Raw genomic sequence first — 12,974 nt, forward strand, 5'->3', positions numbered from 1 at the left:
AGTGTGCTCTTATATGCCCCTTATGTGTAGTTCTCGGGGTGGTCCGATCCTGTGGATCCGTCCAGGCGGAGAGCCAGTGCCGTCAGATCCTCCGTCCGAAGGACACGGCCCCCGAATCCCGGCAGGGGTAGGTGGAGCGGACGCGTCCAGCGCTCCGGGACCGCGTCGATCCCGTACACCGCTCCGGCCAGTCCGCCCGTGACCGCCGCCACCGTGTCGGTGTCCCCGCCCACGTCGACCGCGGCCGCCAGGGCCGGCTCGAAACCGGTGGTGGTGCGCAGGGCCCAGACCGCCGTCCCCAGGCAGGGCCAGACCGCCCCGTTGAACTCCGTGGCATCGTCGGGATGCCAGTCCGGCCCCAGGACAACGGCCCAGCGGGCCCGGTGGGCCTCGGGGACGGCGGCCAGCGCCTCGTCCACGGCGGCGAGTGGATCGCCGCCCTCCAGCGCCACGCGTACCAGTTCGTGAAAGAGGGCGGTGCCCTCCCAGGCCGCCCCGTCCCCGTGCGTCAGGGCCGCGATCCGCCGGGCGGCGTCCATCGTCGCCGCCCGTCCGGCCCGGGCGAAGTACACCGCGGACGTGGTGGCGCGCATCAGCGAACCGTTCCCGGCGGCACGCATGTTGACCTGGAAGTGCAGTGCGGCGGCCAGATCCCAGGGGTCGCCGCTGGTGAGGACGGCCTCGGTCTGCAGCCCGATGTCCTTCGGCTCGGAGACCGCCCACCGCCTGAACCGGCCGAAGATGTCCGGGAGGTCCAGGCCGCCCCGCTCCAGCAGCGACTCCCCGACCAGGACGGCCATCTGCGTGTCGTCCGTCGCCTCGCCGGGATCCCAGCCGCCGCCCCCGCACAGCGTTCCCGCTCCGTCGGGGAACCTGGCGCTGTACGCACCGGGGGGCCCGAACTCGAAGGGGGCGCCGAGGGCGTCGCCGACAGCGGAGCCGACCACCGCGCCCACGGCACGAGCCCCGCGGTCCGGGCCGCTCCGGTCGGGTCGGAGGGCACGGTCCTCGGGGCTCGTCGGCGTCATCCCGTCAGCGTACTGACGGCACGACGGGTCAGGCGGCCGGCATCAGGACGGTGTCGACGATGTAGACCGTGGCGTTGGCGGTCGGGACGTTGCCGCAGACGACCTTGGAGGAGTCGTTCACGGTGTACTCCTCGCCCGAACCCGCCGTGGTCAGCTTCGTCTTGGCCAGGGTGTCGAACGAGCCCTTCTCCAGCTGTGCCGGCGTCAGCTTCTCGCCGACCACGTGCGCGGTGAGCACCTTGGTGAGCTCGGCCTTGTTCGCGAGCAGCTTGTCCAGGTCCGCCTTCGGGATCTTGGCGAAGGCGTCGTTCGTGGGGGCGAACACCGTGATGTTCTCGGCGCTGTTCAGGGTGTCGACCAGGCCGGCCTGCTTGACGGCCGCCACCAGGGTGGAGAGCGCCGGGTTGTTGGACGCTGCCGTGGCGACCGGGTCCTGCGCCATGCCCTCGAAAGAGCCCGCGCCCTCCTTCGGGACCGACGCACAGCCCGGGCCGAACGGCTCGTCCATGCTCGCGGCGGGCTCGGTCGCCTTTGCCGGCGCGCTGGACGCGGCCTTGTCCGCACCGGCGTCGGACGAGGAGGTGCCGGAGTCACCGGAGCAGGCGGTCAGCGCCAGGGGCAGCAGGGCGGCGGCGGAGGCAGCGACGGCGATGCGGCGAAGGTGACGGGTGTTCATCATGTGCTCCTGAGTGGATCGTTGTTCGACAGAGGGAAGAGAAAGAGAGATTCGGCGGGAGCAGCGGTGGTCAGGTCACGTCGACCACCACCGAGTGCCACCCGGTCGCACCGTCCGGGACGGTGCCGACGCGCTTGCCGGTCTGTGTGGCGCCGGTCCGGTCCGTCGCGCGGACCTCGAGGGTGTGGTGGCCGGCCGTGGCGGGCCACTCCCACACCCACTGGCGCCAGGTGTCACGGCCGGTCTCCGCCGCCAGGCGTGCGGTGTGCCACGCGCCGCCGTCCACCCGGACCTCCACCCGGGCGATGCCCCGGTGCTGGGCCCAGGCGACACCGGCGACCGGTACGGTCCCCGCTCGCGGGGCGGCGAAGGGGCGCGGAGTGTCGATCCGCGACTGTGTCTTGACCGGGGCCTCACGGGCCCAGTCACGCTCGACCCAGTACGCGTCGTAGGTGTCGAACGTCGTGAGCTCGATGTCCCGGATCCACTTGCACGCCGAGACGTAGCCGTAGAGACCGGGGACGACCATCCGGACCGGGAAGCCGTGGTCGAACGGCAGCGGTTCGCCGTTCATACCGACCGCGAGCAGGGCGTCGCGGCCGTCCATGACGTCCTCGACGGGGGTGCCGATCGTCATGCCGTCCACGGAGCGCGACACGATCTGGTCGGCCGGTCCGCCCTGTGAGGGGGGCTTCACCCCGGCCTCGCGCAGCAGATCGGCCAGACGTACGCCGGTCCACCGGGCGTTGCCGGCGTACGGACCGCCCACCTGGTTGGACACGCAGGTCAGCGTGATGCCGCGTTCGACGAGCTCACGCCGCAGGAGGTCCTGGAAGGTGAGGGTGACGGGGCGCGCCACCCCCTTCCCGTGGATCCGCAGCCGCCATCGGCCGGCGTCGACACGCGGGACCACCAGGGCGGTGTCCACCCGGTAGAAGTCCTTGTTCGGAGTGGTGAACGAACTCAGGCCACGGATGTCCAGATCCGCTCCGCCCGGTATGACGGGGGCGGGTGACGCCGGCGCGGGGAGCACGACGTCACCCCGCGAGGCGGAGACCCCGGCCAGCCGGTCCGCCTGGAGCCGTCGCCCCAGAAGTCCCGCACCGGCCGAGGCCGCCGCCGCTGCGGTCGCCGCGGCCACGAACCCGCGGCGGTCGAAGGCGCCCTGTTCCCCGTCCTCGCCCGTCTCCCCAGCCGCGGGAGGCGGGACGGTGACGGGGGCCAGCCGTCCGGTCAGGAGATACAGCACTCCTGCGGCCACCAGCGCGCCCACGACCGAAGGCAGTGCGTCGAGCGGGCGGCCCTCGGGCCGCCCGGCCGCGGAGACTGCCCCGACCACACCGAAGACCAGGACGGCCGCCGCGCCGGCCCACCGGTGCCGCAGCGCGAGCACCCCCACCGCCATGGCGAAGACCGCCAGGAGGACGAGGATGCCGAGCTGCAGGACCAGCTTGTCGTCGGTGCCGAAGTTCCGTACCGCGAAGTCCTTGACGGCCGGGGGAGTGCGGTCGATGACCGCCCCGCCCACGGCCGTGACCGGACCCGCTTCGGGACGCACGGCAGCCGCGACGAGTTCGGCGACGCACAGGGCCGTGAACCCGGCGATCAGACCGCCGAGTGCGGCGAACGCGGCGCGCACCCGGCGGGATCGCCGGGAACGGGCGGCCCCTTGCTTCTGCGAAACGTCTTGGTCTGTTGTCACGCCGGGAATTCGGCGCTGATCGCCAGGCGGATTGGTCATTCACTCGATCGAAGGAAGTCTGATCATCGGCCAATCCGCGAGGCCCGCTGCTCCGAATGACCTCTGAGGGGCAGTGGGAAACGGCCCCGGCCAGGCAGGCGAGACCGGAGGGAACCCGAATGGCAGGGGAGCGGCGGCGTACGGCCGTGGTGGGCAGCGGGGTGGCGGGGCTCACCGCCGCGCACGTCCTGGGGAAGGCGCACGACGTGACGCTCGTCGAGGCGGACGAGCGCCCCGGCGGGCACGCGCACACCCATGACCTGACCTCGTCGGACGGCCGGACACACCGCGTCGACTCGGGGTTCATCGTGCACAACCGGCGGACGTACCCGAATCTGCTGCGGCTCTTCGACGAACTCGGTGTGGCGACACAGGAGTCGGAGATGAGCATGTCCGTGCGCTGCGAAGGCTGCGGACTCCAGTACGCGGGCGCCAAGGGCGCAGCGGGACTCTTCGCCAGGCCCGGGTCGGTGGTGAACGGCCCGTACCTGCGGATGCTGACCGAGGTGCCGCGATTCCACCGGGCGGCCCGGGCACTGCTCGCCGTACCGGAGGGGACCGGATCCATGACCCTGGGGGAGTTCGCGGCCCGCGGGCGCTTCTCCCCCTACTTCCGCGCGCACTTCCTCACCCCCATGGTCTCCGCCGTCTGGTCCTGCGACCCGGTGACCGCGCTGCGCTACCCCGCCGGCTACCTCTTCCGGTTCCTGGAGCACCACGGGATGCTCTCGATCGGCGACTCGCCGGTCTGGCGCACCGTCACCGGCGGGTCGCGCGAGTACGTGGACCGCATCGTCAAGCAGGTGCACTCCGTACGGACGGCGACCCCTGTCCGGACCGTCCGCAGGCACAGCGACGGCGTGGACATCGTCACCGAGGACGGCACGACCGAGGAGTACGACGCGGTGGTCCTCGCCACCCACCCCGACCAGGCGCTCCGGCTGCTCGCCGACCCGACCGACGAGGAGAGGCGGACGCTCGGCGCGTTCCACTACTCCCGCAACCCCACGCTGCTGCACACCGACACCACGTTGCTGCCGGACAGCCGGGGCGCCGCGGCCTCCTGGAACTACCTCATGCCCTCCTGCGCCGCCGACGCGGACCGGGTCACCGTCAGCTACGACATGAACCGCCTCCAGCGGCTGGACGCCCCCGAGCGGTTCGTCGTCACGCTGAACGGCGCCGACCGGGTCGACCCGGACCTCGTACGGGCCCGGATGGTGTACGAACACCCCGTCTTCACCCCGGAGTCGGTCGCCGCCCAGGCCCGGCTGCCCGGGCTGTCGGGGCCGGTCACCGCCTACGCGGGGGCCTACCACGGCTGGGGGTTCCACGAGGACGGCTGCCGTTCCGGGGCCGAGGCGGCCGCCGCGCTCGGGGTGGCCTGGTGAACAGTGCCCTCTACCCGTGCACCATCACCCATGTCCGGACGGCGCCCCGCAGGTACGCCCTGCGTCACCGCACCTATCTCTGGCTCATAGACCCGGACCGCCCGCCACGGCTGCCGGCCCTGCTGCGCCCGCTGGCCGGCTTCCACGCGCGTGATCACTTCGGCGGCACGGCGCCCACCGTACGGGCCGGGCTCGAACGGTTCCTGCGCACCCGGGGCGTCGATCTCGCCGACGGCACCGTCACCATGCTCACGCAGGCCCGGGTCCTCGGCCATGTCTTCAACCCGCTGACCGTCTACTGGTGCCACCGCCCCGACGGCAGCCCGCTCTGCGTGGTCGCCGAGGTGCACAACACCTACGGCGGGCGCCACTGCTACCTGCTGCGCCCGGACGCCGAAGGCCGTGCGGACACCCGCAAGGACTTCTACGTCTCGCCGTTCTTCCCGGTGGACGGCGACTACCGCATGCGGTTGCCCGAACCGGGCCGGCTGCTGAACCTGACGGTCCACCTGGAACGGCAGGACGCCCGCCCGTTCACCGCGACCGTGCGGGGCGTCCGGCGTGCCGGTACCCCCGCCCAGTTGCTGCGGCTCTTCCTCCGGCACCCCTTCTCCACCGCGGTCGTGTCCGCCGCCATCCGGCTGCACGGCATCCGGCTGTTCCTCCGCCGGCTGCCCGTCCAGCCCCGACCCCCTCACCACACCCAGGAAGGCATGCAGTGAAGGCGCCCACCTCCTCGCCCACCCCGCCCACCCGCGGCGGTGGCGTCATCCCGGCCCAGAAGCGCGCTGCGACGACCCCCCTCGCCGGCGTGGACCCGGGCCGATGGCCCGACGTCGCCGCCCAGCCACGGGCCTCCGGAATCAGGACCGCCGTGGCCGAACGCCTCGTGCGGCACGCGCTGTCCAGCCTGCCGCTCCGGGTCCGGCTCGCCGGCCGCGACAGCATCGGGCTGGGCGGACCGCTCATGGAGATCCGCCGCCCCGACGCGTTCTTCCGGCGCATCGGCGCGGGCGGGCTCGTCGGCTTCGGCGAGTCGTACATGGCGGGGGAGTGGGACTCCCCCGACCTCGTCGGGGTGCTGAGCGTCCTCGCGGGGAACGCGGCGGACCTCGTCCCCGCACCCCTGCAGAAGCTGCGCGGTCTGTGGGCCCCGCGCCGGCCCGCCTCGCAGGCCAACACCCCCGAGGGCTCACGCGACAACATCAGTCACCACTACGACCTGTCGAACGACCTCTTCGCCCTCTTCCTCGACGAGACGCTGACGTACTCCTCGGCGGTCTTCCGTGGCTTCCCGGCCGAGCACGACCTGCTGCCCGCGGCCCAGCACCGCAAGATCGACCTGCTGCTGGACCTGGCCGGTGTGGGGCAAGGCACCGAGCTGCTGGAGATCGGCACCGGCTGGGGCGAACTCGCGCTCCGCGCCGCCGCGCGGGGAGCCCGCGTCACCACCCTCACGCTCTCCCGGGAACAACGGGAGCTGGCCAGGGACCGGATCCGCGAAGCCGGCCACGAGGACCGGGTCGACGTGCGGCTCTGCGACTACCGGGACGTCATCGGGGAGTACGACGCGATCGTCAGCGTCGAGATGATCGAGGCCGTCGGCGAGGAGTTCTGGCCGGTGTACTTCCGGACTCTGGAGCGCTGCCTCGCCCCCGGCGGCCGCATCGCGCTCCAGGCCATCACCATGCCGGACGACCGGATGCTCGCCAGCCGCAGCACCTACACCTGGATCCACAAGTACATCTTCCCGGGCGGGCTCCTCCCCTCCACGGAGGCCGTCGAGCGCGTCACCACCGCCCACACCGGCCTGCGGACGCGGCAGCGCGGCTCCTTCGGCACGCACTACGCCGAAACCCTGAGGCTGTGGCGCGAACGGTTCGAGGAGCGGGCCGCCGAGGTCGACGCGCTCGGCTTCGACGCGACCTTCCGCCGTATGTGGACCTTCTACCTCGCCTACTCCGAGGCCGGATTCCGGTCCGGTTACCTCGATGTGCAGCAGCTGCTCCTGACCCGTGAGGACACCGCGTGAACACCGTCACCGACACCCCGGCAACCGGAGCGGCGCAGCGGATCGCGCCGGTCGTCGAGCAGTTCCTGGGCGGCCCCCCGCCGGTCAGGATCAGGATGTGGGACGGCAGCGAGACCGGCCCCGACGGCGCTCCCACGGTGCACGTGCGCTCCCGCCGCGCGCTGCGCCGACTGCTGTGGCAGCCGGGCGAACTCGGCCTCGCCGAGGCCTACATCACCGGTGACATCGACATCGCCGACGACCTCGCGGAAGGGCTGCGCGCCATGCGCCGCGCCGCACGGGAACACGGCCTCGACCTGCCCCGTCCCGGTGTCGCCGACCGTCTCCGGGCGGCCGGGACCGCGCTGCGTCTCGGCGCGGTCGGCCCGCGCCCCCCGGTGCCCGCCGCCCGGGCCGGACTCAGCGGGGCCCTGCACAGCAAGGCCCGCGACCGGGCGGCCATCAGCCACCACTACGACCTGTCGAACGCCTTCTACTCCCTGCTGCTCGACGAGACCATGGCCTACTCCTGCGGTTACTGGACGGGCACCGGCCCGGACTACGGCCCGGCCGACGCCCAGCGCGACAAGCTGGAGCTGGTCTGCCGCAAGCTCGGACTGCGGCCCGGCGCGCGCCTCCTCGACATCGGCTGCGGCTGGGGGTCCCTGACGCTGCACGCGGCGGTCCGGCACGGGGTCCGCGTCACGGCGGTCACCCTCGCCAGGGAGCAAGCGGCGTACGTACGCGGGCAGGTGGCGGAGCGCGGACTGGAGGACCTCGTCGAGGTGCACTGCCGCGACTACCGCGACGTCCCCGGACTGCCGGACTTCCGGGGCGACTACGACGCCGTGTCCACGATCGAGATGGGGGAGCACGTCGGGGACGCCGAGTACCCGGCCTTCACCGCCCTCCTGCACTCGGTGCTCCGGCCGCAGGGACGCGCCCTGGTCCAGCAGATGTCCCGGGGCTCCACCGCCCCCGGTGGCGGAGCCTTCATCGAGTCGTACATCGCCCCGGACATGCACATGCGCCCGCTCGGTGAGACGGTCGCACTCCTCGAAGGGGCGGGGCTGGAGGTCCGTGACGTGGAATCGATGCGTGAGCACTACGTGCTGACCGTCGAGGCCTGGCACCGGACGCTGGAGGAGTGCTGGTCCGAGTTCACGGCCCTCGTCGGTGAGGAGACCGCGAGGGTGTGGCGCCTCTATCTGGTGGGCGGCGCCCTCGCCTTCGAGGAGCGGCGCATGGGCGTGGACCAGATCCTCTCGGTCCGGCCCGACGCGCGAGGGTCCGTCGGCATGCCCCCCACCCGCCACGGCTGGTACGAGGGACTCGGAGCGGTGGCAGGGCAGGACGGTCACCAGCGGGCCGAACCCGTCGCCGCGGGGTCCCGCACGGAGGCGGACCGGTGAACGGCTTCGCGTGGGCGGAGTTCGCCACGAATCTGGCGGCAGCGGCGGGGGCGGCTCTCGCCGTCATGCTGGTGACGTTCCTGATCGCCCTGCGCAAGCGCGTGCACCGGATCGTCGACGTGGCGTGGGGCCTCGGCTTCGCCGCCGTCGCCCTCGTCTCGTACGCCGTGTCCGCCGGGGAGGGGGACCAGGCGCGCAAAATCCTGGTGACCGTGCTGACCGTCGTCTGGGGCGTGCGGCTCGCCGTGCACATCGCCCGGCGGGGGAGGGGACACGGGGAGGACCCGCGGTACGAGGCCATGCTGGCCAAGGCGCCGGGCCACCCGGACCTGTACGCCCTGCGCAAGGTGTATCTGCTCCAGGGAGCGCTGGTCTGGCTCATCTCCCTGCCGGTGCAGGCCGGGTACCACCTGCCGGGCCCCCTGGACGGGTGGGCCTGGGCCGGTGCGGCCCTGTGGGCCGTGGGGCTGGTCTTCGAGGCCGTCGGGGACGCGCAGCTCGCCCGGTTCAAGCGTGACCCGGCGAACAAGGGCCGGATCATGGACCGGGGGCTGTGGTCCTGGACCCGGCACCCGAACTACTTCGGCGACTTCTGCGTCTGGTGGGGGCTCTTCCTCGTCGTCTGCGCCGACCCGGCGGTGGCCGCCGCCACGGTCGTCTCGCCCGTGGCGATGAGCCTGCTGCTGACCAAGGGCAGCGGCAAGGCCCTGCTGGAGCGGCACATGGAGGGCCGGCCGGGATACGCCGACTACGCCGCCCGCACCAGCGGCTTCTTCCCCCTGCCGCCGGGCAGGCGACGCCGGGGCTGAACACGGATGTGCCCCCGGCCTCGACGTCCGAGGCCGGGGGCACACCCACGTGGCGGGGCCGCTCATGGGCGGGCGTCTCACGCCCGGGCGTCTCATGGCGGGCCGCTCACGCCCGGGCGGCTCATGGGCGGGCGCTTCATGGCGGGCCGCCCACGCCTCACGCGTCGCGGAACTCCATCAGGGCCACGGGCTGCGAGGTCGGCTGCTCGGACCCGCCCGTCGGCTCCACGGTGATGCCCATGCCGGACGCGCGGTCCACCGGGCCGTCCAGCAGCACCGTCCCGTCCGTCGCCGACGGGTCCATCAGACCGGCCGACCGCATCGCGCCCTCGTCGTCGAACCACAGCTGGTACACCTTGCCGCCGGGCGGCCGTGCCATGTCCGAGGCCAGGAACACCGCCTTGTTGACGCTCTGCGAGACCACCACGGTGCCCCGGGCGCCGTCCCCGAGATCGGCGGCGGTGGTCCTCGCGTCCGGCGCGGTGAGCACCCGCGCCACCTGCTCGTCGCGCTGCTGGGCCCGGTCGGTCTTCTGCCGGGCGTCCTGGGCGACCTGGTTCTGCCACACGGCGACCCCGCCGAACGCCGCAGCCGCGGCGACACAGGCGGCGAGCGCGTACGTCGACCAGCGGCCGGCCCGCCCGGGAGGGGGCACGGCGCGGGCACTTCGGCCGTGGGGCGGAGGCTCCTGCCGTACGGTCGTGATCTCCCGCAGCACCCTTCCCCGGAGCCCGGGCGGCGCGGTGGCGGACACGGCGAGCCCGAGCCGGGCGGCGGTGGCGGACAGTTCCCGTACCTCCTGGGCACACGCCTCGCACACCCCCAGATGCCGTTCGAACGCGACGCGCTCGTCCTCCGGCAGCGCGTGCAGGGCGTAGGCCCCGGTCAGTGTGTGCAGATCGGCCGTGCTCATGCGCTCACCCCCAGGCAGTCGCGCAGCCGGATCAGCCCGTCGCGCAGCCGTGTCTTGATCGTTCCCAGCGGTACCGACAGCAGCTCGCCGACCTCGCGGTAGGTCAGGCCGCGGTAGTACGCCAGCGTCACCGACTCACGCTGGAGTTCGGAGAGGGTCCGCAGACAACGCCGGACCTGTTCCCGCTCCAGCCGGCTCTCGACCTGCTCGGACACCTCGTCGAAGTCCGGTGTGCGGTCGAGCAGCGCGGCCTTGTGCTCCCGCGCCGCCGTCGCCTCGGCCGACCGTACCCGGTCGACCGCGCGGTGGTGGGCGAGCGTCAGTACCCAGTTCATGGCACTGCCACGGGACGGCTGGTAGCGGGGGGCGGTGCGCCACACCTCGACCAGGACCTCCTGGGCCACCTCCTCGGACTGGGCCGGGTCCCGGAGCACACTCCGCACCAGTCCCAGGACCGGTCCGCTGACCTGGTCGTACACCTGCGTGAAGGCGTCCTGGTCGCCACGCGCGACCTGGACGAGCAACTCCTGCAGGCCGGGGCCCGGCGACGGGGCCCCACTGATGTGTACGGCTTCTCTCACGCGGACGATCCTCCCGGAGCACGCATCGGTTTCCTCCATGATTCGGAGCCGACGCTCCCCCGGATTGGTCGAACAGGCTACGGATTCGTGGCCCGGACCGCACACTCCTGCGAGGGCCGTGCCGCTCCGGACTTCCGGGCCGCTCCGGACTTCCGGGCCGCGCGGAGGCAGAGGAAGAGCACCAGGCCGATCGGTGAGAGCAGGATCGTCAGGACCAGCAGCGGGCCCATCACCAGCGGGGACACCCCCAGCCTGCGTGACTCCAGGAACATCCACTGCCCGAGCAGCAGATCCCAGGCGATGATCTGTGCCCAGACCGCTCCGGCGCCGTTCGCCAGTGCCGTCAGCTCGCGGAAGGTGTCGATGTCGGGGCTGCTCACCGCCGCCCACACCTCGGGGAACACCGGGGCGGCCATGACCGCCCAGAGCGTGAGCACCGGCAGGACGGTCAGTGGGGAGGCGGCCAGCCGGGCGGTGTGCCGCAGGCGCGGGGCGAAGATCATGAGCAGCCAGAACGGGGCGGCCGCCATGAAGGCCGTTTCGAAGAGCGCACCGGTCATGACACGGGCTCCTTGTCCGGCTGGGCGACCGTCCCGGCGGGGGCGTCCGTGCGCAGCGCGGCGAACATGCCGGCTGCCGTGACGGCGGCGATCAGTACGGCGGCGGTCAGCGTCACGCCGTCGGGGTGGACCAGCGGCCGGCCGCGCAGCGCCTGCCAGAGCGTCAGCGCGACGACCGCGGCGTACGCACCGCAGGCCACGCGCACCAGCCGCAGCCGCACCCGGGGATCGCGCAGCCGGGCGAACCGTGGTGCGAGCAGGAACAGCGGAAGTGCCTGAAGCGCGTGCATGCCGACGAAGTGCGGGATGCGCAGGTCCCCGCCCGTCGTGGACCAGCCGGTGAGCGGCATCGAGGGCCCGCCGTCCGGTACACCGACCGAGTGCGCGCCGACCACGTCCGCGGTGTCCAGGTCCCCGGCCGCGCGCTGCCCGGCGGAGGGCTGCGTCATGAGGAAGCCGATCCCGGCGCCGGCCAGGGCGATCAGCACCCCGGACCGCACGGCCCAGGCCGCTGCGCGGTCGGCGATACGTGCGCGGAGGAGCAGGATCGCGATGACGAGCGTGCCCGTCCACAGGACGACGACGGTGGCGGCCATCACGTCGTACAGAGCCGAGTCGAACGGCGTCTCCTGGTTGAAGTGACTGCGCTTCCCTCTGATCACCTGGCCCGTTATGACCGCCATCTCACCGATACAGGCGAGGGCGACCACGGTCCCCGCCCACCAGCCGACGCGCCTGCCCCGCGTCAGAAGCGTCAGCATCCATGCCAGCGCCAGGGCGTACACCACGAACGAGAGGGCGAACTTGAACGGCTTGGCCCAGATCGGCGCGCTCGCGACGATCCGGTCGTCCACCAGGAGCCCGACCGCGCCGACGACGGACATCACGACCATCGAGGCGGCCAGGAGAACTAACGGCCGGTGCCATGTGCGCCAGGACTGCATGAGGAGACCCCCTGAGGTGATGACATTATGGATAGTAGTGATGTCCGCTATCCGATAGGGAGACTATCTATGATGGTGTTCTGCTTGGCAAGCTCCTGGAGGGTGAACGCGCGGTGCGCATCGGCGAATTGAGTCGGAGGTCCGGAGTTCCGGTGCCGACGATCAAGTACTACGTACGAGAGGGGCTGCTGCCCGCCGGCCGGCTGACCAGCCCGAACCAGGCGCACTACGACGAAGGGCACGAGCGGAGGCTGCGGCTGATCCGGGCACTCCTCGACGTGGGCGGCCTCCCGATCTCCGCCATCGCGGAGGTTCTGGGCGCGATCGACGATCCTGGGCAGCCCGTGCACAAGGTGCTCGGCGTGGTGACCGCGCGCATGTCACCCGCGGAGGCAGAGCTGGGGGCGGACGCGGGGGAGCCGGACGCAGGGGAGCCGGAGGCGGTGGAGGCCCGTGACGAGGTCGCCGCCCTGCTGGAACGGCGCGGCTGGCGGGCGGAGGCGGACAGTCCCGCCGGACGGTCGCTGGCGCGCGTGCTGACCGCGCTGCGCCGGGTGGGGCACGGCGGCCTCGTCGAACTGCTCGACGCCTACGCCGACGCCGCCGAGACCGTCGCCCGTGCGGACCTCGACTACGTGGCGAAACGCGTGGCGCGCGAGGACCTCGTGGAGAGCGTGGTCGTCGGCACGGTGCTCGGGGAGGCGATGTTCGGGGCGCTGCGCCGGCTTGCCCACACCGACGCCTCGGCCCGCGTCTACGACCCGGCGGAAGGGTCAGGGGCGGCCACGACCGTCGAGGGGCCGGGGATGGCCGCGTCCGGCGAAGGGCCTGGGGTGGCCGCGTCCGGCGAAGGGCGGCCCGCTGCGGCGGCGGAGTGAGGAACGCGCGAGACCCGCCCGCCTTCGGGG

Annotated in this window: 13 protein-coding genes; 6 read left to right on the forward strand and 7 right to left on the reverse strand. The window is 72.7% G+C overall.

The features are described 5' to 3' along the window. Nucleotides 1–20: 20 nt before the first annotated feature. From ACFYQ6_RS25190 to ACFYQ6_RS25200, 3 genes are all read right to left on the reverse strand, one after another. Nucleotides 21–1,028 (reverse strand): ADP-ribosylglycohydrolase family protein, encoded by a 1,008-nt coding sequence (locus tag ACFYQ6_RS25190; RefSeq protein ID WP_361574555.1) that lies wholly within the window; start codon nucleotides 1,026–1,028, stop codon nucleotides 21–23. Nucleotides 1,029–1,056: 28 nt separating this feature from the next. Beyond that, complete coding sequence (locus ACFYQ6_RS25195) at nucleotides 1,057–1,704, reverse strand: fasciclin domain-containing protein (RefSeq protein ID WP_388765200.1); 648 nt, start codon at nucleotides 1,702–1,704, stop codon at nucleotides 1,057–1,059. Nucleotides 1,705–1,774: 70 nt separating this feature from the next. Beyond that, on the reverse strand, nucleotides 1,775–3,343 hold the full coding sequence (locus ACFYQ6_RS25200) for a molybdopterin-dependent oxidoreductase (protein WP_388765202.1): 1,569 nt from the start codon (nucleotides 3,341–3,343) through the stop codon (nucleotides 1,775–1,777). 221 nt (nucleotides 3,344–3,564) lie between these two features. Between ACFYQ6_RS25200 and ACFYQ6_RS25205 the strand changes: the two genes are divergently transcribed. Genes ACFYQ6_RS25205 through ACFYQ6_RS25225 form a run of 5 tightly spaced genes read left to right on the forward strand, consistent with a single transcriptional unit; the run spans nucleotide 3,565 to nucleotide 9,068 of the window. Then, nucleotides 3,565–4,836: an NAD(P)/FAD-dependent oxidoreductase gene (locus tag ACFYQ6_RS25205; protein ID WP_388765027.1), complete on the forward strand. Its 1,272-nt coding sequence runs from the start codon at nucleotides 3,565–3,567 to the stop codon at nucleotides 4,834–4,836. Then, nucleotides 4,833–5,558: a DUF1365 domain-containing protein gene (locus ACFYQ6_RS25210; protein ID WP_388765030.1), complete on the forward strand. Its 726-nt coding sequence runs from the start codon at nucleotides 4,833–4,835 to the stop codon at nucleotides 5,556–5,558. Before ACFYQ6_RS25205 ends, ACFYQ6_RS25210 begins: the two co-directional genes overlap by 4 nt. A gap of 47 nt (nucleotides 5,559–5,605) precedes the next feature. After that, nucleotides 5,606–6,868 (forward strand): class I SAM-dependent methyltransferase, encoded by a 1,263-nt coding sequence (locus tag ACFYQ6_RS25215; protein ID WP_388765204.1) that lies wholly within the window; start codon nucleotides 5,606–5,608, stop codon nucleotides 6,866–6,868. Continuing rightward, complete coding sequence (locus ACFYQ6_RS25220; protein ID WP_388765032.1) at nucleotides 6,865–8,259, forward strand: class I SAM-dependent methyltransferase; 1,395 nt, start codon at nucleotides 6,865–6,867, stop codon at nucleotides 8,257–8,259. Before ACFYQ6_RS25215 ends, ACFYQ6_RS25220 begins: the two co-directional genes overlap by 4 nt. After that, nucleotides 8,256–9,068: a DUF1295 domain-containing protein gene (locus tag ACFYQ6_RS25225; RefSeq protein WP_388765034.1), complete on the forward strand. Its 813-nt coding sequence runs from the start codon at nucleotides 8,256–8,258 to the stop codon at nucleotides 9,066–9,068. The genes ACFYQ6_RS25220 and ACFYQ6_RS25225 overlap by 4 nt, the downstream gene beginning before the upstream one ends. Before the next feature lie 157 nt (nucleotides 9,069–9,225). On the opposite strand, the gene ACFYQ6_RS25230 is transcribed toward ACFYQ6_RS25225, so the two are convergent. From ACFYQ6_RS25230 to ACFYQ6_RS25245, 4 genes are all read right to left on the reverse strand, one after another. Continuing rightward, nucleotides 9,226–9,981 (reverse strand): anti-sigma factor, encoded by a 756-nt coding sequence (locus ACFYQ6_RS25230; RefSeq protein WP_361574540.1) that lies wholly within the window; start codon nucleotides 9,979–9,981, stop codon nucleotides 9,226–9,228. Further along, nucleotides 9,978–10,562, reverse strand: coding sequence for a sigma-70 family RNA polymerase sigma factor (locus tag ACFYQ6_RS25235; protein ID WP_361574537.1), 585 nt, complete (start codon nucleotides 10,560–10,562; stop codon nucleotides 9,978–9,980). Before ACFYQ6_RS25235 ends, ACFYQ6_RS25230 begins: the two co-directional genes overlap by 4 nt. A 77-nt stretch (nucleotides 10,563–10,639) precedes the next feature. After that, on the reverse strand, nucleotides 10,640–11,122 hold the full coding sequence (locus ACFYQ6_RS25240) for an ABA4-like family protein (protein WP_361574534.1): 483 nt from the start codon (nucleotides 11,120–11,122) through the stop codon (nucleotides 10,640–10,642). After that, entirely contained in the window at nucleotides 11,119–12,015 is an 897-nt protein-coding gene (locus tag ACFYQ6_RS25245) for a hypothetical protein (protein ID WP_361574531.1), read from the reverse strand. The genes ACFYQ6_RS25240 and ACFYQ6_RS25245 overlap by 4 nt, the downstream gene beginning before the upstream one ends. Nucleotides 12,016–12,179: 164 nt before the next feature. Here ACFYQ6_RS25245 and ACFYQ6_RS25250 point away from each other — a divergent pair, with 164 nt between their 5' ends. Next, nucleotides 12,180–12,944, forward strand: coding sequence for a MerR family transcriptional regulator (locus tag ACFYQ6_RS25250; protein WP_388765037.1), 765 nt, complete (start codon nucleotides 12,180–12,182; stop codon nucleotides 12,942–12,944). The last annotated feature ends 30 nt before the right edge of the window (nucleotides 12,945–12,974 follow it).

Origin of the sequence: Streptomyces sp. NPDC005494 (assembly GCF_042872025.1) — a bacterium.
In the GTDB taxonomy this organism is placed as follows: domain Bacteria; phylum Actinomycetota; class Actinomycetes; order Streptomycetales; family Streptomycetaceae; genus Streptomyces.